At 66.8% G+C, this 25016-nt stretch carries 23 protein-coding genes; 7 read left to right on the top strand and 16 right to left on the bottom strand.

The window, feature by feature from the left end; genetic code table 11:
- Positions 1-18 precede the first annotated feature (18 nt).
- Complete coding sequence (locus JOF56_RS41520) at positions 19-2853, top strand: AfsR/SARP family transcriptional regulator (RefSeq protein WP_307855486.1); 2835 nt, start codon at positions 19-21, stop codon at positions 2851-2853.
- A gap of 227 nt (positions 2854-3080) precedes the next feature.
- Positions 3081-4268, top strand: coding sequence for a PucR family transcriptional regulator (locus tag JOF56_RS41515; protein WP_209645077.1), 1188 nt, complete (start codon positions 3081-3083; stop codon positions 4266-4268).
- Between the two features lie 54 nt (positions 4269-4322).
- Here the strand turns inward: JOF56_RS41515 and JOF56_RS41510 are convergent, their stop codons facing one another.
- The 3 genes from JOF56_RS41510 to JOF56_RS41500 form a co-directional block, all read right to left on the bottom strand.
- Positions 4323-4661 (bottom strand): hypothetical protein, encoded by a 339-nt coding sequence (locus tag JOF56_RS41510; RefSeq protein ID WP_209645076.1) that lies wholly within the window; start codon positions 4659-4661, stop codon positions 4323-4325.
- Between the two features lie 315 nt (positions 4662-4976).
- Positions 4977-6512, bottom strand: coding sequence for an ISL3 family transposase (locus JOF56_RS41505; RefSeq protein WP_307855824.1), 1536 nt, complete (start codon positions 6510-6512; stop codon positions 4977-4979).
- 115 nt (positions 6513-6627) lie between these two features.
- Positions 6628-7095, bottom strand: a complete 468-nt coding sequence (locus tag JOF56_RS41500) for a hypothetical protein (protein ID WP_209645074.1) — start codon at positions 7093-7095, stop codon at positions 6628-6630.
- 226 nt (positions 7096-7321) lie between these two features.
- On the opposite strand from JOF56_RS41500, the gene JOF56_RS59725 reads away from it, so the two are divergent.
- Positions 7322-7780 (top strand): YbaB/EbfC family nucleoid-associated protein, encoded by a 459-nt coding sequence (locus JOF56_RS59725; protein ID WP_209645073.1) that lies wholly within the window; start codon positions 7322-7324, stop codon positions 7778-7780.
- On the opposite strand, the gene JOF56_RS41490 is transcribed toward JOF56_RS59725, so the two are convergent.
- The 11 genes from JOF56_RS41490 to JOF56_RS41440 all read right to left on the bottom strand — a co-directional run bounded on the left by JOF56_RS41490 (position 7777) and on the right by JOF56_RS41440 (position 15878).
- A complete protein-coding gene (locus tag JOF56_RS41490) occupies positions 7777-9048 on the bottom strand; it encodes an HNH endonuclease signature motif containing protein (protein WP_209645072.1) in 1272 nt (423 codons plus the stop codon). The genes JOF56_RS59725 and JOF56_RS41490 overlap by 4 nt on opposite strands.
- Positions 9045-9368, bottom strand: coding sequence for a type VII secretion target (locus JOF56_RS41485; RefSeq protein ID WP_209645071.1), 324 nt, complete (start codon positions 9366-9368; stop codon positions 9045-9047). The genes JOF56_RS41490 and JOF56_RS41485 overlap by 4 nt, the downstream gene beginning before the upstream one ends.
- A 44-nt stretch (positions 9369-9412) precedes the next feature.
- The gene (locus tag JOF56_RS41480) at positions 9413-9832 is read right to left on the bottom strand and encodes an SUKH-4 family immunity protein (RefSeq protein WP_307855485.1); all 420 of its coding nucleotides are present in this window, start codon (positions 9830-9832) and stop codon (positions 9413-9415) included.
- 30 nt (positions 9833-9862) lie between these two features.
- Positions 9863-10111 (bottom strand): type 2 periplasmic-binding domain-containing protein, encoded by a 249-nt coding sequence (locus JOF56_RS41475; protein WP_209645070.1) that lies wholly within the window; start codon positions 10109-10111, stop codon positions 9863-9865.
- 70 nt (positions 10112-10181) lie between these two features.
- Positions 10182-10919: a hypothetical protein gene (locus JOF56_RS41470; RefSeq protein WP_209645069.1), complete on the bottom strand. Its 738-nt coding sequence runs from the start codon at positions 10917-10919 to the stop codon at positions 10182-10184.
- Positions 10916-11449 (bottom strand): YbaB/EbfC family nucleoid-associated protein, encoded by a 534-nt coding sequence (locus JOF56_RS41465; RefSeq protein WP_209645068.1) that lies wholly within the window; start codon positions 11447-11449, stop codon positions 10916-10918. Before JOF56_RS41465 ends, JOF56_RS41470 begins: the two co-directional genes overlap by 4 nt.
- Positions 11446-11967 carry a hypothetical protein gene (locus JOF56_RS41460; RefSeq protein WP_209645067.1) on the bottom strand — a complete coding sequence of 174 codons (522 nt, stop codon included), beginning with the start codon at positions 11965-11967 and terminating at the stop codon, positions 11446-11448. The genes JOF56_RS41465 and JOF56_RS41460 overlap by 4 nt, the downstream gene beginning before the upstream one ends.
- Positions 11968-11981: 14 nt before the next feature.
- Positions 11982-13343 (bottom strand): putative T7SS-secreted protein, encoded by a 1362-nt coding sequence (locus JOF56_RS41455; RefSeq protein ID WP_209645066.1) that lies wholly within the window; start codon positions 13341-13343, stop codon positions 11982-11984.
- A complete protein-coding gene (locus JOF56_RS41450) occupies positions 13343-13723 on the bottom strand; it encodes a hypothetical protein (protein ID WP_209645065.1) in 381 nt (126 codons plus the stop codon). The genes JOF56_RS41455 and JOF56_RS41450 overlap by 1 nt, the downstream gene beginning before the upstream one ends.
- A 119-nt stretch (positions 13724-13842) precedes the next feature.
- Positions 13843-15000, bottom strand: a complete 1158-nt coding sequence (locus JOF56_RS41445; protein WP_209645064.1) for an acyl-CoA dehydrogenase family protein — start codon at positions 14998-15000, stop codon at positions 13843-13845.
- Between the two features lie 89 nt (positions 15001-15089).
- On the bottom strand, positions 15090-15878 hold the full coding sequence (locus JOF56_RS41440; RefSeq protein WP_209645063.1) for a pectate lyase: 789 nt from the start codon (positions 15876-15878) through the stop codon (positions 15090-15092).
- Between the two features lie 328 nt (positions 15879-16206).
- On the opposite strand from JOF56_RS41440, the gene JOF56_RS41435 reads away from it, so the two are divergent.
- The 4 genes from JOF56_RS41435 to JOF56_RS41420 all read left to right on the top strand — a co-directional run bounded on the left by JOF56_RS41435 (position 16207) and on the right by JOF56_RS41420 (position 20780).
- The gene (locus tag JOF56_RS41435; RefSeq protein WP_209645062.1) at positions 16207-17802 is read left to right on the top strand and encodes a carboxylesterase/lipase family protein; all 1596 of its coding nucleotides are present in this window, start codon (positions 16207-16209) and stop codon (positions 17800-17802) included.
- A 69-nt stretch (positions 17803-17871) separates the two neighbouring features.
- On the top strand, positions 17872-18642 hold the full coding sequence (locus JOF56_RS41430; protein ID WP_209645061.1) for an SDR family NAD(P)-dependent oxidoreductase: 771 nt from the start codon (positions 17872-17874) through the stop codon (positions 18640-18642).
- A gap of 79 nt (positions 18643-18721) precedes the next feature.
- On the top strand, positions 18722-19453 hold the full coding sequence (locus JOF56_RS41425) for a PaaI family thioesterase (protein ID WP_307855484.1): 732 nt from the start codon (positions 18722-18724) through the stop codon (positions 19451-19453).
- Between the two features lie 115 nt (positions 19454-19568).
- On the top strand, positions 19569-20780 hold the full coding sequence (locus JOF56_RS41420) for a cytochrome P450 (protein WP_209645060.1): 1212 nt from the start codon (positions 19569-19571) through the stop codon (positions 20778-20780).
- A 3-nt stretch (positions 20781-20783) separates the two neighbouring features.
- Here JOF56_RS41420 and JOF56_RS41415 read toward each other — a convergent pair whose 3' ends face one another.
- Together JOF56_RS41415 and JOF56_RS41410 are read right to left on the bottom strand one after the other, a co-directional pair.
- Positions 20784-22223: a radical SAM protein gene (locus tag JOF56_RS41415; RefSeq protein ID WP_209645059.1), complete on the bottom strand. Its 1440-nt coding sequence runs from the start codon at positions 22221-22223 to the stop codon at positions 20784-20786.
- Positions 22223-24775, bottom strand: coding sequence for a glycosyltransferase (locus JOF56_RS41410; RefSeq protein ID WP_209645058.1), 2553 nt, complete (start codon positions 24773-24775; stop codon positions 22223-22225). The genes JOF56_RS41415 and JOF56_RS41410 overlap by 1 nt, the downstream gene beginning before the upstream one ends.
- Positions 24776-25016 lie beyond the last annotated feature (241 nt).

Genomic DNA, 25016 nt, shown 5'->3' with positions numbered 1-25016 from the left:
GGAGGGGAGGACTCGGCCGTGGCGGGCATTGGGCAGGGGGCGGCGGAGGCTGATTTCCGGGTTCTTGGGGACATCGCGGTGCAGGTTGGGGACCGGCCTGTCGCTGTTGGGTATTCGCGGCTTCGGTGTGTGCTGGCGGTCCTGCTGATCGAGGCCAACCGGGCGGTGTCGGCCGACCAGCTGATCGACCGGGTGTGGGGCGATCAGCGGCTGCCCGCGCATCCGCGCAACGCCGTGCATTACAGCATGAGCATGCTGCGCAACGCGTTGGCGGACGTGCCTGGCGTTGCCATCAGCAGGCAGGCGACTGGCTATCAGATCACGCTGGACTCTCAGTTCGTCGACGTGCACCGGTTTCAGGACCTGGTCGAACAGGCTCGCGGCGTTGACGACGTGCACGCTCTCACGATGTACGAGCAGGCGTTCGAACTGTGGCGTGGGGAGCCGTGCGCAGGCGTCGACACACCGTGGTTCAGCACGTTCCGGGCATCTCTCGTCGAGCGGCATCATGCCGCACGTCTGGACTACAACGATCTTCTGCTCCGATGCGGCCGGCACACGCAGCTGGTCACCGGACTGCGCTCCCAAGTCGGGCAGCACCCGCTTGACGAACGGCTTGCGGGCCAGTACATGCTCGCTCTCTATCGCAGCGGCCGCCAGGCCGAGGCGTTGGCGCACCACCAGTACATCCGTGGCCAGCTGATCGAACAACTCGGCACCGATCCAAGCCCGCCGTTGCAGGAGTTGCATCAACGGATCCTCGCCGCGGATCCGGCACTCGCCACGCCTGCCGGGCGATCCGAGGCGAAGCGGCAACAGCCTCCTGTGCCACGGCAACTTCCCGCCCCACCCCGGTTGTTCGCCGGACGCGCCGAGGAGCTTGCGCAGCTCACCGCACTGCTGGCTGGGCAATCGGGCACTGCCGTGATGCTGTCGGTGATCCGCGGCAGCGGCGGGATCGGCAAGACATGGCTTGCTTTGCGCTGGGCGCACGAGCATCTCGACCGATTCCCGGACGGGCAGATCTATCTCAATCTGCGCGGGTTCGACCCTACGGGCAGCCCGATGGACCCGGAAACCGCGATCCGCACGATCCTGGCCGGTCTGGGCGCCGATCCCGGTGCCGTTCCGGCGGATCTGGCCGCCCAGACGGGTCTCTACCGCAGCCTGGCGGACGGCAAACGCCTGCTCATCGTGCTGGACAACGCCGCGGACGCGGACCAGGTCACGCCATTGCTGCCCGGTAGTCCAGCCTGCACGGTCCTGGTCACCAGCAGGCATCGACTCAATGGGCTGGTTGCGTCGCACGGCGCCACTGCGGTCGATTTGGATGTTCTTGCTGATACCGCAGCGAAAGACCTGTTGGCTCGTCATCTCGGCCAGAGCCGTCTGGCCGAGGAGCCCGATGCGGTGAGCGATCTGGTGCGTCATTGCGGCGGGCTGCCGTTGGCTCTTGGCATCGTTGCCGCTCGCGTCACCGGTCAACCTGGATTTCCCCTTGCGGCGCTGGCCGACGAACTGCGGGACCGCACCTGCAGGCTCAACGCGTTCGACGCCGGGGACCTGACGACAAACCTGCGTGCAGTGCTCTCCTGGTCGTGTCATTCCCTGTCGAAGGCCGCACGCACTGTCTTCCGATTGCTCGGCCTGGTGCCAGGACCGGACATCAGTCTGTCCGGCGTCACGTGTCTCATCGACCTGCCGGCCGATCAGGCACGAGTGGTCATCCGGGAACTCGTGGACGCGCACCTGGTCCAGCAGCACGCGCCCGATCGATACCGGATGCATGACCTGATTCGGCTGTATGCCGCGGATTCCGGTCATCCGGCGAAGTCTGCCCGGGCCGCGCTACGCCGTCTGGCCGACCACTACCTGCACACCGCCGTGGCCGCCGAGCAACTGCTGGATCCGCCGCCTCGTCCACAGATCCAGCTCAGCCGGGCAGCCGCCGGAAGCATGCCGGTAGGCCTCTCGGACCAGACCCAGGCCTTGGCTTGGTTCGACGCGGAACACGCGAACCTGATGGCGATCCAGCGACTCGCGCTTGACCAGGGCTGGCACACGCAGGTCTGGCAGCTGAGCTGGACTCTGGACGTGTACCACTACCGACGGGGTTATCTGACAGATGCCCTCGTCGTCTGGCAGGCAGCGCTCACCGCGGCCGAACGCGTGAACGATTCGGTCACGCAAACCCTGGCGCATCGGCGTATTGGCTATGCCTGCGCGCGGGTCGGGCGCCACGATGAGGCGCTCGACCACTTGCAGCGGGCTCTCGCGCTCACCGAACTGGCCGGCGACCGGTCCGGGCAAGCACACAACCACTACATCCTCGCGCGAGCGTGGGAACAACAAGGCGACTACCAATTGGCATTGCACCACGCCGACCACGCTTTGTCGCTGTACCAATCGCTTGACCAGCCCGCGAGAGCCGCTCGTGTCCTGGGCGCGGCGGCCGGTTATCACGCCCGCCTTGGCCAATATGAGCCTGCGTATTTCCACGCCGAAGCCGCTTTTGTCTTGTTTCGGCAACACAACGACCGCGACGGCGAAGGCTCGGCGTTGACCACCCTCGGCCAGGTCGCGCACAGCACGGGCAGACATGCCGAAGCCCTGGAGCATTACCGCCAGGCTCTGGCGGTGTTCCGGGATCTGGGAAATACCTATTACGAGGCCGAAACCCTGGGACACCTCGGCGCAACGTACGAAGCCGTCGGCCAGCTCAGCCGGGCCCGAGCCACCTGGCACCAGGCGCTCCGGCTGTACCGCGTATTGCGCCACACCACGGATGCCGGACACATCCAGCGAAATCTCCGCAGACTCGACGCCGTCACGCCGGAGAACAGCCGTGCGTGATCGATCGTGCACAGATTCGATATTCACCGAATGAGTTCGTGCGCCGAAAAGTCCTGACATAGGTGCTGCACCTGGCGGTACCAACGCCAGGAGCCGGTGACAAGGTTACGGGTGCGGGCGGCGTAGCCGACGGGAAATGTGGACCGCTTTCGCGTTTATCACGCGCCGGTGGTCCGCATTCACGGGGGAACTCTCACACGTTTCACCAGTGTCAACGGGGAGAGACGATGGGCGGATTGTTCAAGGCGCTGCGCACCCGGATCGATTCCAACGCCGCACGCGCGGTCGAGACCTATACCAGTGAACTGCCCGAATACCGCTCTGTGGCCGAAGATCCCGTGGTGCAGGCCGGGATGATGGACTTCGCGGTCCTGCTCAGACGCCGGGAGGCCGAGCTCGCCCAGAACGAACAGCCGTTCACCGACAACGACCTGGCTGTGCTGCGCGCGTACGGCGAACAACGGGGCACAGCGGGAGTCTCTTTGCTGTCCCAGCAACGTGTTCTCGTTCTGCACTCCGTGCTCACGCTCCGCGAGATCCAGGAAGCGGCCGGTCCGGACGATTCCAGTCACCTGACCCGCATGCTCGGCTGGCTGCCCGGCAACGGGCTCGCGGCGCAGAGCGCCTACACGGAGGGCTATCTGCTCGGCCAGAAGCGATTTCGTCCTGCCACCCAGCGGATGCAGGATTTCGCCATGGCGCTGCTCGCCGGAAACCCCGCGGTGAAGGCCATCGCGGCCAGCATCGGCATGCCGCTGGCGACCCGGTATCTGGTGACAGTCGTGCACGTGCCCAGCGAGCCGTTCGCCACCGGACATGACCGGCGTGACGAGGTTCTGGGCGCGGTGCTCAAGCGATTCCTGACGCCCGTCACCTGGCAGACGCCCAAGGAGTTCGTCGCACTGCTGCCGGTGGACGAGGACGCGACCGGCGAACAGGAGGACGAGGTGGCCGACCATGCGCTGGCGCTCGTCCGGGAATTCGCGCACCTGATCGGGCGGCGATGTGGCGCGGGCGCGGCTACCGGGCATATCCGCGATCTGAACGATGCGTTGACTTTGGCCCGGCAGATCAGCCGGACCGCACCTGCCGAGGCGGTGCCACGCCGATTACACGGCATTTCCGATGTCTTCGTCGAGCTCGGTGTCGGGCACGTGCCACAAGTCGACGCCTGGTTGCGCGCAATAGCACAACGACTGTCCGAAGGGCCCGACCTGATCGCCACCCTGGACGCGTTCTACCAGCACGGGATGAATCGGCTGAACACGTCCGGCGCGTTGCACATCCATCCGAGGACACTGGACTACCGGCTGAACCGGATCCACCGGCTGGTGGGATTCGCTCCCGGTTCGGTGCAAGGTGTCCGGGCACTGAGCACTGTGGTCACCCTGGTTCTGGCCGGGACATGGACCTGACGGGCCCTGCTCCCCGTTCGCCTGACCGCGAATCGGGGAGCAGGGTGCCGGGTCCTAGTAGCTGACGCCGGTCAGAATCCCCGGCGCGCAACTGCCGCGAACGGTGTACAGGCCCGGCGGAAGCACCCCGTAAAGGATCTTGCCGTCGGAGCAGAAGGCATAGAACGTGGTCGTGGTGAGAACCGTGCAGTAGAAGTAGAAATTGGTCAGGCTGCCGTACGGCCCCTCACAGCTCGCGAGCTGGATGCCCGCGCTCGGTGCTTGCGCGGAATCCGTCTGCTCGAGAGTGACCGTGGCCGACGAACTGGCGTCGCCGGGCGCCGCGGCGGCAGTGCCCGCGATGGCGGTCACCAGACCCAGAATCATGGCGACAATGACGAAGAGCTTTCTCATCAGTGTGTTCGACTCCCTTCCGATACCCTGCGTCTCGATCGGAGCTTCCGGTGAACTGGACTCATCGTGGTGCGCCGGCCGTTGGCAAACCTTTGCTACGGCTTGGTAAGGGCGGTCGATGGACTGCTTGGCCTGTAGCTGAAACGCAAAGCAGGCCCGCGCCCTTTGCGGGCGCGGGCCTGCGATACGTGGACAGGTCAGCAGTTGATGGAAATCCAGGGGGACGCACCGGCCAGCGTGAGCGGGGAGTTGGCGTAGCCCGCCTTGGTAAACCTGGGGTCCTGTCGCTGATTGCGTGATCAACAAGTGGCTGAGTCAGAATCGGCAGAGGATCTTCTTGCGGAGTAGGTCAAACTTCGCCCGCCCGTACATGCTTCTCTTGATCGATTTCAACCGTGACACGGAACCTTCGACCGCTCCGGAGTTGTGCTCCATCGTGAGCCCGTTGACCACGGCTGCATGGTCGCGTTTAAGCCCTGCAGTGAACGAGTGCAGCTCCGGGAAATCGTCCGCTTCCACTGCGGCGGTCCAGTCATCGAGGCGTTCTCCGTGTCGTCCTGTCATCATCTCCGCGAAGGACGCAACATGGAAGGACAACCTCTCTAGCGCTGAACTTCGGGCCAGGATCTCGTTCAGCCGATCGCGGTCGTGATCGTCGAGGTCGTCGGGGTGTTGCAGCATCCACCGGGTCACGTCTCGGACCTTCGGCGGGGCTGGGGTGGCAGGTGGCGCGGCACCGACTGTCCGGAAGGGACGGAGGTAGCAAGTCAGGGCCGGATAGCTGCCGGTGTAGCCCTGTTCGCGGATCTCGGCCAGCAGGACCGTCGCCGTCGTGCATCCCTGGTTCCATCGCTCGTGCAGGTACGGCTTGAACCGCTCCAGCGGCCCGGGACGACCATCCCGCTGCTTGATCAGCAACTCCTCGATGGTCGTGGCTCGAGCGAACCGCCGCACGGTTTTGCGATCCAGCCGCAGCGACCGGGAGATCCCGCTGATCGATTCGCCCTCCGCCAGCAGTTGCTGCACTGCCTGGTAGTGCTCACGGATGCGGACGACCACGGCTTGGGTCTCCACGCGGTCGATGTCCGCGGCGATCGTGACCTGTTCGACATCCAGCGGGGCAACACGATCTGGGTCAGGACGGGGGATATCGTGGTCGGGATCGCGCAGGTCGCGATGATGCTGCCGGATCGTTTTCTCGACATAGCCGGCCAGGCCATGCCAGAGATGCCAGCGGTCGGCTACTTGCTGAGCGCCGGGCGCGCCCAGACGCGCGCCTTCAGCATACGCGCCAGCACGATCACGACAAACGATGGTCACGCCAGGGTGCGCGCGAAGCCAGGCAGCAAGGCTCTCCGCAGTCCGGTCCGCGAGCAGGTCCACCGGGCGATGGGTGGCCATGTCCAGCAGAATGGTCCCATAGGTATGACGGCGTTTGACCGCGAAATCATCGACACCCAGCACAGTGACCGTTCCAATCGGAGGGTCAGGGATGGCGCGGACCAAGCGCAACAACGTATCCCGGCCGGTGATCAAGCCAAGGCGAGCGGCCAGTCGAGCTCCGGCACGAGCGGCCACCGCCAGGCCGATCGATTCCAACATCCCACGCAGCCGCGGGCTGCGCCGTGCGTGCGCGCTGGTCACGCCATCGACCTGCTCGGCGAACGTCTTGAGCGGACATGTCTCGTTGTCGCAGAAAAACCGGCGCATCCGCAGCCACAGCACCACCGATTGTCCCGCCACCGGCACGTCAGCCACCCGACGGTCATAGCGGCTATGAACCCGACGCGACCCGACCCCACACGACGAACAGGCACTCACACTCGCCTTGGCACTTGCCCAGATCCGCACGCCGCTCGGAGCCTGCTCGACCTTCTCGACCGCCACTCCGGCCAAGTGCGGCAACAGGTCCGCTAACCAATCATGATCACACCAAGATCATGATCACAGACCGGTGGACCGACGTTCACACGGACCCAACCAAGTTGATCACGCAATCAGCGACAGGACCAAACCTGGCGTACCCCGCGCCTCGGTAGGACTTCGTGGTGCCGGGGCACGGGGTGGTCACGAAATGGCTGTTGAAGCTGACCTTGGCCAGGGTCCTGCCGTCGTCAGGGCCGAGGACGCCGTTGATCCCGATTCCGACCCCGACCTCGATCGTGTCCACGATGGCGTCACACGATGCCTGGACGTCGACGCGGATGGCCGAGCCGTTGCGGTACGGATTGGTGACAGTTCCGCCGCAGGTGATGATCTCCTGTATCGCCTGCCCCTGTTGTGGCGCGGCGTCGGCCGTCCGGGTCAGCTTCACCGTGAACGACTGTGTTCCGTTGACTGTGAGCGGTGTCGAGGGCTGGTCGGCCGCGCTGGCTGAACCGGCCGTGACAGTCATTCCCGCGGCATAACCCACCGCGAGGGCAACTGCTGACATGACTGTCCGAACACGTTGTGGCATGGTTAGCCTCCAAAAGTTGGGTAACAGCAATCCCCTGCCGGTCAGTCAGCGAGCCGGCCATCGGGCTGGCCAAGAGTGCCCATCCGGCCGTTGGCAACACTTTGCTGCAGCTTGGCTTGCCTGCTCAGGACGGGCCCGCTGCCGAGGAATCAAGTCTTGTGCCAAGGTCGGGGTGAGGACACCGAACAAAGGAGGCCGGCGGGTGGACTGGAAGCAACAGGTCGCTGAGAACGCCCGGCGGTACCAGGAGTTGAACGAGCAGGTCTCGCGCATGTCGGTCACCGAGGTCTCACCGGACGGTTCGGTGCGGGTGACTGTGTCCGCCAACGGGCTGATGACCGACCTGGTGCTGCGCGAGCGCGGCTACCAGAGGCCGTTGCCGCAGGTGGCGGACGAGATCATGGCGTGCATGCGCAGGGCGCAGGCCCGGATCCCGGATCTGTTGCAGCAGGTCATGACCGGCGCGCTCGGCACGGCGGATACCACCACGCACCTGCTCGTCGCCGACGCCCGCCAGATGTTCCCGCCACCGCCGCCCAGACAGGCATGGTCGGGGCATGCGGAACGCGCGGATCCGCCGCCCGCCAACGAAAACACGCGACGCCCTAGCCGCGCTGAGGACGACGACTGGCAGGAACCCGTTGTGATGGAGGATATCTAGTAATCCGCCCACCAGCGGTTGAACAACTCCCGGTGGGCCGCGCGATCCACTGGGACGAGGTTGTCGAAATCGTTCGTGCCACCGTATTCCCGGGGCCGGATGTGGTGCAGGTCCACCCCGTCCCACGTGGCGCCGGGCGCGAGCTGGTGGCCGCGCCGGTAGAACTCCCTGATATAGGCCGCCTTGTCCATGCCCGTCAGCGGGGGCACACGCTGTTCGAGCGGTACTTTGACCAGGCCGTCGCCCGGGTATTCGATCATCCGCATCGTCCGCCGGTCGACGACCTGCGGGTACCACCATCCCACCCGGTTCTGCGCCACATTCCGGCCGGTGAGCAGGATCGGGGGGATGGGCGGGACGGATGTGGGCACGGTGCCGCTGGAGTTGTTCTGCGTTTGCGGGTTCGGTCTCGGTGTCGTGCGGGGACCGGCGCGTTGCGGGACGGTACCTGGCGATGACGGTTCGAGGATCCTGCCGCCACCCTTCTCGTTGGTCAGGATGTCGATGAGGATCTGGTAGACCTGCCCGAACCAGCCGGCCGAGTCGACCGCCTGCTGGTCGGTGATGAACTGATTCGCGCGGCCATCACTGCCGGGTAGCTGGATGAGGTTGTGCACGCTGTCGCGCAGGTTCTGCTCAAGTGCGGCGATGGGTGCGGCGTAGGAGTCGATCATCCTGCTGCCGTCGGCCACGATCTGCACGGTCAGGCCACCCTGCACCGCGCGGGCCTGTCCCACGCTGGAGATCAGGTCGCGCACCAGACCGGCCAGCAGCTCGCCGATGCGCTTGCGGGTATCCGCCACCACCTCTGCCATCGCCACCGCGGCCGCGCTCTTGGCTTCGCACAATGCGGCTACGCCAGCCAAAGCCGTGGCGATCTCGGCGGCGCGAGCGCGGTACTTGTCACCCGCGACATCGCACCACTTCGCGGTTTCCGTCGGCGCGCAACCGGCGAGCCGTTCGGACACCGCGCGCACCGCGTCCGAGGCACGTCGCCAAGCGTCGGTGAACGACTGGACGGCTGACGCGGACCCGGCCATCCGGTCGTACGCGTCCTGCAGCGGCTGGACCTGCGGGGCGAACCAGCCGAGCCCGGCGGCGTTGAGCTGGTCGACCGGCCTGGCCCGGTCGTCCAGTGCCGCCATCCCGCCACCGGCCTGCAGCCCACCGGCGATCCACCGGCCGCTGGTGATGTTCTTGACCAGCTGTTGCGCCTCATTGAGGTAACGGTCGGCCTCGGCGCCGGTCATGGCTGGAGCGGAAGTCATGAGGTGGCAACCTCTCCCTCGACTCTGGCCATCCGCGCGGCCTCCGCGGAGTCACGGTTTTCGTAGGCGGCCGCCGAATCCCGGAGTTTGGCGCCCGTGCGGTCGACCGCGTCGACACCGGCCTTGATGGCTGCCTGTCCGTCCTGCGCGGCGCTCTCCAACTTCACTGCTGCCGGCCGGGCCGTCTCGCCGTAGGCATCACTGCTCAGACTCACCGACCGGGCGGCATCGAGCGCCGCACGCAACTCGCCCACCAGGCCGGTCAACGTGCGTGCGTGGCTGACCAGTGCTGCGGTGTCAACATCGATCGATTCGTCCACGCCTGCCAGTCTCCCAACGACGGGATAGCCGTGGCAACAAACAACTACATGCCGTAGCCGAGTTCCTCGGTGGCCACCGACCAGAACTGGTTCTCGCCGCGGACGGCGTGCCGGTCGGCTTTGCGGATCGCGGTGCGGGCGCGCTTGCCGTTCTTGCGGAACGCTTTGTCGTCGTTGATGGATTCGGCTTGCTGCCTGGCATCCAGGTAGATCTGGATGGACGTGGCGAACTGGGCCAGTGACCGGTTGACCAGTTCGGTGCTGTCGCTGTCGGCGAGCAGCACTTCGCCGTTGTCCCGGCTCACCACCAGCTGCTGGATGCCCGGGTCGTCCACCAGGATCGCGCAGGTCCGCCCGGCCACTTCGCGCTCCGGATAGGGCGCGGTGTGCCACTTGCCCTCGAACGGCACCTGGTCGACATCCAGCCCGGCCAACGCGTTCCCGATCTCAAGATCTGTCGCCACGCGCACAGCATCCCAGTGCCGGGGCGCTGTTCAGGTCTTGGGTGCCTGGACAGTCCGGCGGACGGCGTTACGTAGCCAGTGGTGTCCGCCGTCGGCGGCGTGGCGGGGATGCCAGGCCATGCCGATGGTCAGTGGCGGCAGTGGCAGGGGGATATCGAGGAGTTGTAGGCCGAGTGCGGCGGCGGGTTCGGTGAGCGGTAAGAGGGCTGCGTCGGGTACCAGGCAGACGACGTCGCTGCGGGCGGCGAGGATCATCGCGGCCAGGTGGCTTGGGAGCACAGCGGTGACCCGGCGGCTGAGGTTGTGCTCGGCGAGCCGGGCTGAGCGCCTTGCTGGGCCTTTCCGAACGCTAGGCCCAGGCCTGCGAGGGGACGCGGTCGAGGATGTCGCAGCGCAGGTCGAGGGCGGGTACCAGTTGGGCCGGGTCGCGGTGGTCGCTGACGGTGTCGAGGACTTCGAGCTGGCCGCCGCGGATCCAGAAGCCGCGGAAGTCGCGGCCGTCACCGAGCATGAAGTCCATCAGGTGGGGCGTGAGCACTGCGCGGGCGAACTGCTCGTTCTCGGCCGTGACCTGGTATCGGGCGTCGAACTCGGGGTGGCCGATACGCAGGTCGCCGACGCCCAGGCTGTCGCCGATGACGCTCTGGGCGCGCGGTACTGAGCGCACGTCGAGGGTTGGGGCCGGGGCCGGCGTGCTGACCCAGATCGCGAATGTGTCCGACCAGCCGCCGCCCTGGCGGGTGTCCGGGGGCTGGCTGATGTGGAATCTGGCTGCCACGAAGGTTCGGCCGCGGTGCTGCCCGGACACGACGTCGTGTGCCCGCAAAGCCTTGGGGGAGCCGGCAAAGCCGACGACGGGCTCGGACAGTTTGCGGTGCCGCTCCAGGTCGTTGAACACCTGGGTGTAGGCGTCGGCGCGTTCGGAGAACGTCCAACCCCGCTGGGGAGCCTCCGCGTGCAGGCGCTCGAGGATCGCGCCTTCTTCGGTGTCGTACGACTTGCGTAGCCAGATCATCATCGCGATGAGCAGACCGGCCACGACGATGAGGCCGCCGACGACGATGACGATGATCAGCGCCGGGCTCACCGGCGGTTCCGCTGGTAGATGTCGAAACCGTCCTCGAAGTCGTCGTTGTCCGGCGCCGCGTGCCGCGAGTGCCTGCCGCGGCCGGCCTGGAGCGGCTGGACAGCCTGAACAGGCTGCTGGACGGGCCGGGTGGCGGGGAAGGCGGGCGCGCGGGTCGGCTCGTCGCCGAAAACGCGTTCCTCCTCGGCCAGGACGCGGTCGAGCAACTCAGTGCTGCCCAGGCCACGCCGGACTGCGTCGGCCTGGGAGCGTGCGGCGTCGGCCTGTGCTCTGGCGATGGTCTGCATGACGATTGTGGACAGTGCCGCGGGCGGGACACTGTGGACCGACTGGCTGAACGTGATCGACTTCAACGCGCCGCCCGCCCCGGCTACCACCGTGACCACACCGTCCGGCGAGGTCGCGGTGCCGTCGGCCTGCTTGAGATCCTCGGTCAGCTGGCGGTAGGACTCGGCACGCAGCCGGTTGTCCACGGCGGCGCTGTCGATCGCCTCGATCCTGCGCGCCAGGCGCTCGGCCCACTCTGTCATCGCCTGCCCCCGTTGTGGGTGTGTGCTGCGGCCTGCTCGGGCCGGATGGTCGAGATGAACTGCTGGAAGTCGCCGATCACCTGATCGAACCGGTCCGGGGTCGCGGTCAGCACGATCCGCAGGACCGCCTGGCGCCGCGGGTCACGTACGTCCTGCATGCCCAGGAACACCTGCAGCTGCGCGACATCCTGCGGCCGGCCGTTGAGGTTGATCCGCATCCGCAGCGCCTGGGTGAGGCCCGGACTGGCCGGTGAGCCGGCCTCGGTGCGCTTGCCCAGCATGACGTTGCCGGGACCCACCTCGGTCTGCATGTTCGCCAGCGCCTCGTCGGCGACGACACCCAGCTGGATGTCGCCACGGACCTCGCCGCTGATCGTGATGTTCGGCGTGAACCCATTGCTGGCCGGCGGTCGCAGCGCGACGAACGCGACATGCGGCGACCCGACCTCGTCCGGCGGTGCCGACACCCATCCGTCAGGCAGCGAGAACTCGATCGGCACCGGGATCGTGGTGGCCATTGTCAGCTACTCCCTTAGAAACCGAGGAAATCCTTGACGCCACCAGCCACGTTGCTGATGCCCTTGTCGACCGCGCCCGCGGCACTGCTGATGCCGTCGCCGATGCCACCAGCCACGTCGGCCACCGTGTCGACCACCGCACCGGGGTCGACGGTGAACTCGCCGCCGAGTTTGGCGCCGACGCCGAGCCCGAGCCCGACCGAGCCGCCGACGTGGAATTTGCCGTCGTCGCCCATCCCGAACTGGGCACTGGCCTCCGCGCCCGCACCGGCCCACGCCTCGCCGTGCACACCGGCACCGACCCCGGCGACCTCCGCGCCGATGTCGCCCTCGGCCCGGGCACCGGCGAAGGCACCGGCGTTGGCATCGACACCGCCCCAGCCGATGTTGGCCTCGGCCTCGGCTTTCGCACCCACGAACGCCTCGCCCTTGCCGCTCACGCTGGCGTGGTCGCCGAAGCCCAGCTCGCCTTCGGCCGACGCCTTGGCCAGGTACGCCTCAGCACTCGCGCCCGCCGTGAGCCCGTCCGGGCCCCACTTGGCGTGTGCCTCCGCACCGGCGCCGAGCACGTCGGCCGACAGTTTGCCGTTGCCGGAGAAGAAGCCGCTGTCGAACTCGCCGCCGATCTCACCGCCCCAGACCTTGGCCTCGGCCTTGGCTTCCCACTCGCCCTCGGGAATGTCGATGCCCAGCTGCTTGAGCGCGCCACTGACCAGCCCGCCGAACATGTCGCCGAGCTGGCCCTGCTGCTGGCTGCCGAACTCGCGCTGGTAGCCGCGGCCGGCCCGGGTGCGCTGCCAGCCTTGCTTGTTCTGGTTGTCCAGACCGAACCCACGCTCAGGTCCGGAGTAGGTGTACTTGCCCTCGCCGTCGGGCTGCAGGCCGAACATCTGCGCGATGCTCCCGCCGGCCGTGGCCAGCCGGTCCCGCGCGTTGTTCAGGACGGTCTGGGCATTGTGGAGCATGTCGACCGCCGGATCGACGAACGGGCCGACGACCCCCTGCTGGGCGGTGGTCAAAGCCTGCGCTGCGGCGGCCCGGGAAGCGGCCATCGCCTGGGTGTACATCTCGATCGCCTGCTGCGCCTGGCCTTGCGCCCACGTCAGCGTGTCCCCGAAATCGGCCAGTGCCTGGCCGCCGGTCCCCAGGTCTTCCACGGCCTGCATCCACTTCGGCGGCTCCTCGCCGAACGCGCTGGTGAACGCCGACGCGGCCGCACCGGTCCAGTTGACCACGTCGACCGAGCCGAGGCCGCCGCCCGCCTGCGCGACCTGCTGGATGGTGCCGATCAGCGCCCGGAGGTCCTGCGCGATCGCGTCCGGATTGCCGGGAATGAGCTCCCGTGGGTCGAGGGTCTGCCCGAGTTCGGCTGCCATCACATACCACCCGGGTTGAGCCGCTGCGCGATCCCGAGGTGTGCGCCGCTGGTCGGGCGCCCGCCGCCCAGCACCTCGGCGGCCGACTCGAGCAGCGACCCGGCCTGGCCCAGCACCTGGCCGACGCCCGATTCCCGGTCCAGATAGGACGCAGCCGCGGTGATCAGGTTCTCGCCGTGACCGTCCGCTTTGGCACGCAATGTCTCGACATGCGCCTTCATCTGGTCGATGAACCCGGCCCAGCCCATCTGCACGCCAGGGTGGCCGTAGTCGTCGCTCGGTCCCTGCCAGACCGCGCCGGCGACACCGGCGATCACGTCGCCGATCCGGCCCGCGGTCTGCCGCAACTCCTCAGGAACTATCCCAAACCCGTCGGGCATGTGACCCCGACCCCCAGTCGAAAGCGATTCGGTAGATCTTCATCCAAGTGGCTGCTGTTCTACCAGACCGACGGCCGACGCGTCCGCCAAACGGGTGAACTCCGATCTTGTCTGCTCCGTCATACCTGTCGCATGAGCCCGCCGCCGATGATGAGGCGTTGGATTTCGCTGGTGCCCTCGTAGAGGCGCAGCAGGCGGACGTCGCGGTAGATCCGCTCCACGGGGATCTCGCGCATGTAGCCGGCGCCGCCGTGGACCTGCACGGCCAGGTCGGCCACCTTGCCGACCATCTCGGTGCAGAAGAGCTTGGCCGCCGAGGGAGCGATGCGACGGTCCTCGCCGCTGACGTAGGCGCGGGCGGCCTCGCGCACCATGGCGCGTCCGGCGAGGACTCCGGTCTGCTGGTCGGCCAGCATCGCCTGCACAAGCTGGAAGTCGCCGATCCGCGTACCGCCCTGGGTGTTGGCGGCGGCGTACGCGACGGACTCGTCCAGCGCTCGCTGGGCGGTGCCGACGGCCAGGGCCGCGATGTGGACGCGGCCACGGGCCAGGGAGGTCATCGCAGCCCGGTAGCCGGCAGCTTCGTCACCTCCGACGAGAGCGTCGGCTGGTACGCGCACGTCGTCGAGGATGACGTCGGCGGTCCAGGCACCTTCCTGGCCCATCTTGGCGTCCTTCGGGCCCACGGTCAGGCCCGGTGTGCCGGCGGGGACGAGGAACACGGCGATGCCGGGGTTCTTGGGCTGCGGTTCGGCGGTGCGGGCGAAGACGATGAACAGGTCCGCGAGGGGTGCGTTGGTGATGAACTGCTTGTGCCCGTTGAGAACCCAGCCGTCGCCGTCGCGGTGGGCACTGGTGCGCAGCCCTGCCGGGTTGGAGCCCGCTCCGGATTCGGTGAGTGCGAACGACGCGACGACCTCGCCGGTGGCGATCCGTTCCAGCCACTGCTTTTTCTGCTCGTCGCTGCCGAAGCCGACAAGGACCTGCCCGGCGATGCCGTTGTTGGTGCCGAACATCGAGCGCAGCGACAGCGTGGTGTAGCCGAACTCCATCGCCAGCTCGACGTCCTGGGTGAGGTCGAGCCCCAGGCCGCCCCACTCGGCGGGGATCGCGTAGCCGAACAGGCCCATGTCCGCCGCGGCCGAGCGCAGGTCGTCGGGGATACGGTCCTCGCGCATGATCTCGGTCTCCCGTGGCACCACCCTGGTCCGGATGAAGTCGCGGACCTGCCTGCGGATCAGCTCGAAGTCCTCAGCGGACACCTGCGTGTGGCTCATCGGTCCAGAGTGACGCCATAACCGAGGCGGGTGCAATACCCACAACGGCCGAGCCGCGAACCGCGGCCCGGCCATTGTTGTGCGGTGCTCTACTGATAGATGATGTCGGACGCGGAGTAGATGCAGTTGCGTCCGTCCGGGCCGGTTCCGACCTTTTTGGACTCGCCCTCGCCCTTCTTGACACCGTTGTACTTGTCACAGACCGAGGTCTTCCGCTGGCTGTCGCCGACGATGGTGACCCGGCTCAGCCGGGCGGTGTCACCGTAGTTCACGTTGATGCTGACGACGTTCTTCGCGGACATCTCGATGCGCACGTTCTCCACCCGCACGTGCCGGGTCTGCGGGTTGTTGCTGCAGTTGCCGCAGGTGCGCACCAGCTTGCCGATACCCTGCGCGGCGAAGTTGCGGATGATCATCGTGCCGGGAGCGTTGTGCTGGAACACCTTGTCGCTCGCGCTCAGCGCGCCGCCGCCGTCGATGGTCATCGTCTGCGAGGCCGAGGTGCCCTTGAAGGTGGCAGCATCCTCGCCCACGTCCTCCCACCACACGTTTCGCAACGTGCAGGTACCGACACAGTGCACGCCGTCCGCGCCCGGCTTGCCGATGATCACGTTGGCCAGCGTCGCCCCGTCGGCGAGTTCGAACACTGCTTTCTGGCTCTCACTACCGCCGCCGCTGCCCAGGCCCTTCGGGATGATCCGCTTCATCCCGTAGTCCCGTGAACCGGAAACCTTGACGGTACTCGTCACGGTCTCCTCGCCCTTCGCGGGCGGTACGGTGACCGCCTGCGCGGGCTGCGCAAGCACCACGATCGCACCTGCTGCCACAACACCGGCGAAACCGCCTGACAGGACGCGACGCCACCTCTTCGTGGCCATAGAACCTCCGATCGCACCTCCTGGTACGGCTTTCCCGAGGGGAAAGCCTCTTCAACGTGCAAGCCGGCTCCAGGGAACGAGAGTACGGTCTGGAAAGCGCTTTCCGCAAGATGTCCGCACTGAATCGAAGCCAGGTGTAGTAAAAGCCGCAGGCGGAGGAGTTCCTGGCGGGGTGCGAGTTCCGGCGAAGGTGGTCCGCTCGGAAAGCGATTTCCGTTGGGGTGCGTTGTCAAGGTTGTGAGCGGGCGGAAGCCGGCGGTGCTCACCAGGTTGAGTATCAGGAATCCTGTCCTTGACCGTCTGTATACCCGTCAGTAGGTTGCCGGACATGCAGCCCGGTCAACGCCATTCGCGCCGGCGAGTCGCAATCGCCCTTGCCGTGTCGATGATTCTGCTCGCCGCCGTCCAGGTTTCCGCCAGTACGGCGTGGGCGGTGATCGGCGATGAAGTGACGGTCGCGCAAGGAAAGCTCCGAGGCAAAGTCGACCTCGACAGCCGTCAGTTCCTCAACATTCCTTACGCGGCACCGCCAACGGGAGTGTTACGGTTCCGGCCGCCGCAGTCGCCCTCGTCGTGGCAAGGTGTTCGCGACGCCACCAATCAGGGCAACGTCTGCCCGCAGGGCGCTCCGCTCGGCACGGTGAGCGAGGACTGCCTGGTACTCAACGTGATCACGCCACCGGCGGTGAAGTCCAAGAACCTGCCGGTGATGGTGTGGTTGCACGGCGGCGCCTACACACTCGGCTCAGGAGCGGGCTATGACCCGAAACCGTTGGTCACCAACGGTGGCGTCATCGTCGTCTCGGTGAACTACCGCCTCGGCTCCTTCGGGTACCTGGCCCTGCCGGGCTTGGCCTCCGAGTCGGGCACGACGGGCGACTACGGGGTGCTCGACCAGCAGGCCGGCCTGCGCTGGGTCCGCGAGAACATCGCCGCGTTCGGCGGAAACCCCGGCAATGTCACGATTTTCGGTGAGTCGGCGGGCGGGCACAGCATCTGCATGCAGCTGATCTCCCCGGGCGCGGCGGGCCTGTTCCACAAGGCCATTTCGCAGAGCGGTGGCTGCATCGACACGGGGCTCGGCCCGGCGCCGTTGAACACCGCGTACTCCGTCGGCGGGTCCTTCGCCAAGGAGGCCGGCTGCGCGGACGCCGCGTCTCAGGCCGCGTGCCTGCGTGGCAAGTCGATGGACGAGTTGATCAAAGCGCAGGGCGAGGCGTTTTCCCTGCAGGCCCAACTGCGTTGGATACCCACGATCGACGGGAAGGTCATCAGGGAGTCCACAAAGGATGCCCTGACGTCCGGCCGGTACAACCGGGTCCCCTTGATCAGCGGGACCAACAAGGACGAGGGGGACCTGTTCGTCGCATTCGGCTGGCACCTCAGCAAGTTGCGCAGGGCCAACGCCACCGAACTGGAGGCGGAGATCCGTGCCCGCGCGGGAGCGGTCACGCCCGAACTGCTTGCGACCTACCGGCCTGAGGCGCCGGACAACGCGGACGCGGCCCTGTCCGGCGTGATCACCGACGGTGGATTCGCCTGTCCGGGGGAGTCGGTGGTGCGGTCGGTGACGTCCCGTCCCGGACCGGTCGTCTACCAGTACGAGTTCGCCGACCCGAAGCCGCCGTACTCCTTCCTGGATCCCTTCATGCCGCTGGACGACTTCCATGCGTCCGAACTGTTCTACCTGTTCGCAACTCTGCAGGGGATCCCGTCCGTGCTGGACCTCCGGCAGATCCAGCTGTCGCGCCAGATGATCGGGTACTGGACAAGCTTCGCCGCCACCGGCAACCCGAACGGGCCCGGTCGTCCCAACTGGCCCGCGGCCACCGTGAGCACGCCTTCCCCTGTCCAGCGGTTGACCTCGGAGGGCACCGCTCCCGTCAGCACCTTCCCCGCCGAACACCACTGCCGCCTCTGGTAGCTCGACAGGGTAAGGCATGTGCCTTAAAGTGCTCGTCGAGTGGCGACCGTCGTGGAAAGGCACCGGTGCATGCGTGGCTTGACGGGCAAGAGAATCGTCGTCTGCGGGGGAGCGAGCGGGATCGGTGCCGCCACGGCGGCCCGGCTGGCTGAAGAGGGCGCGCGTGTCCTCATCGGAGATATCGACATCGAAGGTGCGACGGCGACCGGGAAGCGGATCACCGCGGCAGGTGGCGTCGCGGTCGCCATGGAGTTCGATCTCGCCGACGAGGAGTCGATCCAGGCCCTGTTCGATCGCGCTGTCAGCGAGTTCGGCGGCCTCGACGGCGTGTTCAACGTCGGCGCGGATCTGTCGGAAGCCACCATCGGCCGCGACGGTGACCTGCTGAGTCTTGATCCTGAGGTCTGGCGGCGCACCTTCGAGGTGAACCTGCTCGGCTACGCGCGTACGTGCCGGGCGGCCATCCCGTTGCTGCTGACCAACGGCGGCGGTGCCATCGTCAACACGTCTTCCAACGCTTCCTTCGTGGGCGAAACGGTCCGTCCGGCCTACGCGGCGTCCAAGGCGGGCATCAACGCGCTCACCAGGCACATCGCGGCCCGGTGGGGCAAGAAGGGCCTGCGGTGCAACGCCATCTCACCAGGCTTGGTGCTCAGTGAGAAGGCGCTGCAGACGATGAACGAACAGTTCCGTGCCGCCGGGCTGGCCGCCACCCGCAGTACGCGGCTCGGCAAGCCCGATGACCTGGCCGGCACGGTGGCGTTCCTGATGTCCGACGACGCCGAGTGGATCAACGGCCAGGTCTGGTCGGTCAACGGTGGCGTGGCACTGCGCGAGTGACGAAGATCGGCTCGCGGACGTCGCCCGGTGTATGGCAACTTTGTCGTTGCCGGGGAGGCCGTGAGACTAGGAGCAACGTGTGAGCGATGGCGGCTCGATTTTCGAAACTGGACGCAGTCACCACGCCATGGTCGACCGGCTGCCCGAGGACCCGGCGTTGCAGCGGCGGCGCGTGGCCATCAACGAACTGGGCGACGCGATGCGGGACCTGGTCGAGGGCGCGGTGAACACCGAGGTCGGCGAGGAGGAACTGCGCCAGGCCGCGGAATTGGTGCGGACAGCCGCGCTGTCGTTGCGTGCCAAGAGCCGCAAGCTCGCCGAGCTTCCCAGCGCGGACGATCTGCTCAGCGGGATCCGGTTGTACAACCCGGTCACGGGTGATGGCAGCGCTTTCGCGCCTCCGCTGCGCATCGACGTCGTGGACGGAGTGGTGACAGGCACCTGCAGCCTAGGCCGCGCCTACGAAGGGCCGCCGACGTACGCGCACGGTGGCGTCAGCGCGACGCTGCTGGACCAGCTCCTGGGATACGCGGCCAGTTATGCCGGGCACCCCGGCATGACAGTCCGGCTGGACACGTACTACAAGGCGCCCGTGCCACTGCTGACGCCGCTTCGTCTGGTCGCCGAAGTGGGCGCTGTGGACGGCCGCCGGGTCACGATAGAAGGCACTATCACCACCGCGGCCGAACCGGACAAGACGCTGGTGAAGGCGGTCGGTACGTTCCTCATGCTGCGGCCGGATCAGGCCGCCCGGCTGTTCGACCAGGTACGGCACCCGGATGCCACGGATCCGTCGGTGGCGCACGACTGATCATGTCCAGGGCGTGACCGAACGGCCGGGGGAATGTGGCCGATCGACACTGTCACAGCGGTGCCGCGGACGGGGAAAATCCCGGGCAACCGGCACCGTACTGGAACAGGTGATCATGGCTGACACACCGACCCTGACGACCCTTCCCACCTTCCCGTTCGACACCCAGGCCGGCCACGACACCGATCCGGAGGGCTTACGCCTGCTCGCCGAGGGGTCGATGGTCCGGGCGAGGATGGCCAACGGCGGCCAGGAGATCTGGCTCATGCTCGGCTACCACGTGACCCGGCAGGTGATGGCCGATCCGCGGTTCCTGCGGGAGCCGGTCACGAAACCGGATGCCCCGGTCACCCTGCCCGCGCTGGTCGGTGTCACCGATGTGGTCTCCGTGCTGGACGCCCCGCGGCACACCAGGGTCCGGCGGTTGCTGGCCGCGGCGTTCACTCCCCGCATGATCGAACGGCTGCGGCCCCGGATCCAGTCCGTTCTGGACAGTCTGCTGGACGGGTTCGTCAACTACAGCAAGCCGCCCGACCTGCTGGACATGTACCTCGCGCCGCTGCCGATCACGGTGATCTGCGAGCTGCTGGGCGTGCCCGAGTCCGACCGGTCGAACATGCGGGAATGGGCGGAGCGGTTCATGGCCGCGTCCGTGACACCGGAGGAAATGGCCGCCACCCACCGGGAAGTCGGGGGCTACCTGGCTGGGCTGATCGCGGCCAAGCGCGCCCACCCCGAGGACGACCTGACCACCGCGCTGGTCCAGGTGACCGACGAGGGCGACCGGCTGACCGAGGCGGAACTGGTGATCAACATCCAGACGCTGCTCGTGGCCGGGCACGAGACGACCATCAACCAGCTCGCCAACGGAATCGTCACACTGTCACGCAACCCCAATCAGTTCGACATGCTGCGCCGCGACCCCGGACTGGTCGACAATGCCGTCGAGGAGTTGCTGCGGTACGACAAACTCGTCACGTCGACCATCCCCTGGGTCGCGGCCGAGGACGTCGAGGTCGACGGCCACCTGGTCAAAGCCGGGGATGCCGTGGTCGGGGTGCCCCACGTCGCCAACCGCGACCCCGCGGTGTTCGAGGACCCGAACCGGCTGGACATCACCAGGCCCAACGCCTCGCAACACCTCAGTTTCATCCACGGCCCGCACTTCTGCCTCGGCGCCCAGCTGGCCAGAACCGAACTGCGAATGGCACTCGCGGCGCTGCTGAGCCGGTACCCCGAACTCGATGTCGCAGTCGACCACGCCGATCTGGAGTGGCGGCCGAACACACTCAACCGGGCGCTGCGACGGCTTCCCGTCACCTGGTGACGATCACTGCTCGTCGAGTTCGGTGTTGATGATCGCCTCGACGAGCACCTCGCCGTCCGGGGTCAGCGTGACGCCGGTGTCGTCGAGGACAAGCAGGCCCCGGCGGGCCAGTGACTCGAACTGGGAGTGCCACGGTTCCTCGTGCAGCGCACGGCCGAACCGCTCGAGATGCAGGTCGGAGCGGACTGGCTGCAGGGTGGACAAGGCCATCTTGATGGCGCGGGATTCCTGTGCCTCCGGGGAGAAACGGGTTGCTGAGCCCAGGGGGATGCGGCCCTCGTCGACGGCTTGGGCGTAGCGTTGCCAGTGGACGTCGGTGATTGCCTCGGAGCGGCGGCAGCTTGAACTGCCGCCGAGGCCGATCGCCACTTCGGCCTCCTGCCGGTGCTGGTCTACCATGATCGACTTCCATTCCTCGGGGGCGTGGCCCGCGCGGGCGAAGTACATGGTCGGGTGTTCGGTGTAGCCGGCGTTCCGCAGTCCGTCGGTGAGGATCTCGCGCATCTGGTACTGCTCGCCGAGTGCGGGCCAGCGGTGCCCGTCGTGCACGAGTTTGTCGCGGTAGGAGGGGATCTGCCAGGCCGCGGGCTGCACGCCCGCGACTCCGGTCCGTGTGTCCGAATAGGACTTCAGGTGCAGTTTCGTGCAGACCACGGCGGTCAGTTCGAGATCCAGTACGGTGTCGAGGTCACGCCGGACGCTGTCGAGCGTCTGGTCGAGCAGCCCGTACATCAGGTCGATGCTGATCCACTCGAAGCCGATCCGCTGCGCTGTGCGGACGAAGTCGACGCACATCTGGGCGGAGTGTTCGCGGCCGCACTCGTGCAGCACCTTGTCGTCGAAGGACTGCACGCCACTGGACAGCTTGGTGCACCCCAGTTCGGCGAGCAGTTCGAGCTTCGGTGGGGTGAACGTGCTGGGGTCGCCCTCGAACCGGATCGCGGTGTCCGGGCCGAAGGCGAAATTCTCCCGGTAGAAGTCCAGCAACCGGCGGATCGCGTCGGGCGGCAGCAGGGACGGTGTGCCGCCGAAGACGTTGAACTCTCCCACGGGAGCCGAACGCAGGTTCGGCACCGCGCGCAGCCACAGTTCGGCCTCCCGGATGTTCCAGTCGACCCACTGCGCGGCCTTCGCGTCCGCGTTGTCCCCTTTGGCCAGCACCACCGGGTACTGGCAGAACCGGCACCGGTAGGCACATGTGGGAATGTACGACCACAGGTGGATCGGTGCCGTGCCGGCCAGTTGATCGTCCAGATCGGACAGGAAGTCCGCCGGCGAGTACGCGGCGATGTCACCGGGGAACACATGCGCGCCGAACGGATCCTCGATCACGTATTCGAGGAGGTGACGGTTCTCCGGCGCGGCCAGGGTCAGCACGACCGCCGGGACTGGCATCGACGGGTCGGTCATTCGCAGTGACGCCAGGGCCTCTTCGTATGTCATCAGAACACACCGCCGTTGCCGAAGTAGTTGTGCGCCTCGCCGGATTCCCTGTCCTCGCAGTAGTACCTGACGAACTCGGTGAACCGCTCCGGCGGCACGTCCTGCAGGCACTGCGGTAGCGGCGGCGGGTAGCCGATGTCCTCGCCGACGGTCGCGCGCAGCCTGGCGAAGATCTCTTCACGGAACTCGAAGTACAGTCGGTAGGACGGTGTCTTGTAGGAGTGGATCGGGGTGAAGTCGAGTACCCGCATCTCGTCCTTGATCTTCGCGATCCGCCTGGCCAGCCGCTCCGCCAGCTCCGGGCCGAAGAACTCGATCACGACGTCGTCGTCCAGCAGCGAAGGCGTGAGCAGCACCGGCAGGATGGTGTTCTTCGGGGTGAAGTCCTTGATGGAGAACTCCCATGCCTGCTGGGCCTGTTCCTCGGTGAGATCAGGGTGTTCGGCCGCGCCGGTCACGCGGATGTCCTGCATGACAATGATTCCGTCGTTGCCGTAGGCCCGGCCGGTGATCACCTCGTTGATGGCATGGTCGACGCGCCGCGGGTTGATCTCCACCCGGGACCTGGGCGCGAAGGCGATGTCCTCACCGCTGGCACGGACTTTGATGCCGAAGTCCCAGTCGTCGGACAGGTGGTTGACGAACCGCCCGTCCTGCACCTGGTAGAAGATCTCGATTCCGCCGACCGCGTCGTGCACGTCCCGGTCCACGGCGAACCCCTTGCCATCCGGGAAAGTGCCGAACAAGGCGAACGTGACGGCCCGGCAGCGCAAGGTCTTCCAGATGGCGTCCCAGAGCCGTGGGCGGCCGGTGAAATGTTCCGGTGAATAGTAGTAGTCGCAGACACCGATGGCGGCTTTCCCGGATTCCATCGCCGCGAACAGCTCGGCCAGCCAGTCCGGGGCGACACGGCAGTCGGCGTCCGCAGAGACCAGATGGAACCGTTCGTCCCCATTGGACCGGCCGCGGCTGCGCACGCTGGCGAACCGCATCCCGGTCCGACGGGCGCAGGACACGCCCTGCTCAGGTTCGAGCACGACGTGCAGCGTCACGTCCGGATGCTCGGTGGCGAAGGCCTGCGCGATGGCGACCGTGTTGTCAGTGGAGTTGTTGTCCACCAGCACGATCTCGTACAGCTCACGGTCGATTCCGCGTTGGTGGTACAACGAGTCGAGTACCGCAGGGAGGTTCGCGGCCTCGTTGTAGACGGGCAGGATCACACTGAGCCGGATCCGCTCGTCCATCGGTGTCAGCAACAGCCGTTCCAGGACGTCCTTCGTGGTGTGCCGTTGCCCCAACTGGTAGTTGAACTCCGCCATGTCCGCGCGCTTCTCCTCGTCGTCGAGCAGGTCTCGCACTTCCTGGATGAATCCTGGACCCGGCAGGTCGCCGTCCGCCGGATCGAAGACGGCGGCACGAAATCCCTTGCCACCGTAGACCGTGTCGTAGAGCTGGTAGCGAGTCGTCAGGTAGGGCACGCCGGAAGCGATGGCCTCGCCGATCGGATTTCCGTAGCTCTCATAGTCATAGGAGGTCAGAAACGACATCACCGTGGTGTGGGCGAGCAGATCGCGAACCGAGTACCGGTTCCCCGCGCTGTGGCCTTCACGCGGGGCCAGCAGGCCGCCGAAGATCACCCGGTCGGCAACTCCCAACTCGGCCGCCAGCCCGGTGAGCCGCTCATACTCGGCTGGGGATTCGGTGGTGTCGCCTGCCACGAAGAGGTAGGCATCGGTCAAACCGGCCAGCAGGTGCAGATCACGGTCGATCCGTTTCTGCTGGATGATCCGGGTGCACCGCGCGATCAGCGGAACCTCTTCGGGAATCCCGTAGTATTTCCGGAATCCGGCGTTCGAGGTGTCAACGGCCGCGCGGTCGTAGCTGAACGTGTTGGGCAGGACATCGAGGGCGGCCAAGTGCGGCGTCCAGTCGAGCATGCGCCGACGCGCCTCCTCATGCAACACGACATAGTGGATGTGCGGTGAGGCCGGTGGCCGGGGCGTCGCCGGGTAGGGATAGTCGCCGTACTTCCTGGAACTCGGCTCGCTCTGCCACATCAGATCGTGGTCCCGCCACAACACGAACCGGCCGAGACCTCTGCGGGCCCCATACTCGTTGACAGCCAGGTGCAAGGCATGGGTGTAGGTGATGTTCTCCGGCAAGGTCCCGTTCTCGACCAGCACGAACGATACGTCCTGCGCCTCCCACGCCTGGACTATCAGGTCGGCGATCTGGTGTGCGAGAGGCTGGATCCTGGGTTCCGGCTCGCCACGCTGGACCACGTTTCGCAACACATCGGCGACGAACTGCTGGTCATAGCCTGGGATGTCGCTGATCCCGGCCACCCGGGCCAGCTCCACCCAGTCCGGCAGAAGCGTGCCCTCGTCGCGGTAGGGCTGGAAGAACAAGTCCTTGTCGGCCTTGATGTCGTAGCCCAGATCGAGCAGTACCCGGTGGCCCCTGTCGGCGAAATGCCTTGCTGTCTTCACGAACTCGACCACGACACCGGAGATCGGTGTGGCGTCGAAGGAGATACCCCACAGCGCCGTCATCCTCCGACGTTAACAACCCCCGGCCGATCCCACAGGACAGAACCCCTGTCCACTGGTCAATAGTGCAGGATTTGCTGACACAACGGGCATCGCGCGGTGTGGCCCGTGCCTGCGGAGCAACATCATTCCCATAATCGGCGTCGGATGTGGTGTACGAGTTGGTCTTTGGGGGAACGAGCCAGTGATCGAGGCCGGGGTGTCCCGTTCGAGCTGTCGCGGCACGGATCGGGACACGCTCGCG

This window comes from Kibdelosporangium banguiense, assembly GCF_017876405.1.
GTDB classification, from domain to species: domain Bacteria; phylum Actinomycetota; class Actinomycetes; order Mycobacteriales; family Pseudonocardiaceae; genus Kibdelosporangium; species Kibdelosporangium banguiense.
The sequence above is the reverse complement of the archived record's forward strand: the minus strand, read 5'-3'. Positions and strand labels throughout refer to the sequence as shown.

What these genes read in the sequence shown, in the direction of transcription:
- JOF56_RS41515 (WP_209645077.1), top strand. Translation starts at nt 3,081, where the DNA reads ATGGGCGGATTGTTCAAGGCGCTGCGCACCCGGATCGATTCCAACGCC.
- JOF56_RS41510 (WP_209645076.1), bottom strand. Translation starts at nt 4,661, where the DNA reads ATGAGAAAGCTCTTCGTCATTGTCGCCATGATTCTGGGTCTGGTGACC.
- JOF56_RS41500 (WP_209645074.1), bottom strand. Translation starts at nt 7,095, where the DNA reads ATGTCAGCAGTTGCCCTCGCGGTGGGTTATGCCGCGGGAATGACTGTC.
- JOF56_RS41490 (WP_209645072.1), bottom strand. Translation starts at nt 9,048, where the DNA reads ATGACTTCCGCTCCAGCCATGACCGGCGCCGAGGCCGACCGTTACCTC.
- JOF56_RS41465 (WP_209645068.1), bottom strand. Translation starts at nt 11,449, where the DNA reads ATGACAGAGTGGGCCGAGCGCCTGGCGCGCAGGATCGAGGCGATCGAC.
- JOF56_RS41460 (WP_209645067.1), bottom strand. Translation starts at nt 11,967, where the DNA reads ATGGCCACCACGATCCCGGTGCCGATCGAGTTCTCGCTGCCTGACGGA.
- JOF56_RS41455 (WP_209645066.1), bottom strand. Translation starts at nt 13,343, where the DNA reads ATGGCAGCCGAACTCGGGCAGACCCTCGACCCACGGGAGCTCATTCCC.
- JOF56_RS41450 (WP_209645065.1), bottom strand. Translation starts at nt 13,723, where the DNA reads ATGCCCGACGGGTTTGGGATAGTTCCTGAGGAGTTGCGGCAGACCGCG.
- JOF56_RS41445 (WP_209645064.1), bottom strand. Translation starts at nt 15,000, where the DNA reads ATGAGCCACACGCAGGTGTCCGCTGAGGACTTCGAGCTGATCCGCAGG.
- JOF56_RS41440 (WP_209645063.1), bottom strand. Translation starts at nt 15,878, where the DNA reads ATGGCCACGAAGAGGTGGCGTCGCGTCCTGTCAGGCGGTTTCGCCGGT.
- JOF56_RS41435 (WP_209645062.1), top strand. Translation starts at nt 16,207, where the DNA reads ATGCAGCCCGGTCAACGCCATTCGCGCCGGCGAGTCGCAATCGCCCTT.
- JOF56_RS41430 (WP_209645061.1), top strand. Translation starts at nt 17,872, where the DNA reads ATGCGTGGCTTGACGGGCAAGAGAATCGTCGTCTGCGGGGGAGCGAGC.
- JOF56_RS41420 (WP_209645060.1), top strand. Translation starts at nt 19,569, where the DNA reads ATGGCTGACACACCGACCCTGACGACCCTTCCCACCTTCCCGTTCGAC.
- JOF56_RS41415 (WP_209645059.1), bottom strand. Translation starts at nt 22,223, where the DNA reads ATGACATACGAAGAGGCCCTGGCGTCACTGCGAATGACCGACCCGTCG.
- JOF56_RS41410 (WP_209645058.1), bottom strand. Translation starts at nt 24,775, where the DNA reads ATGACGGCGCTGTGGGGTATCTCCTTCGACGCCACACCGATCTCCGGT.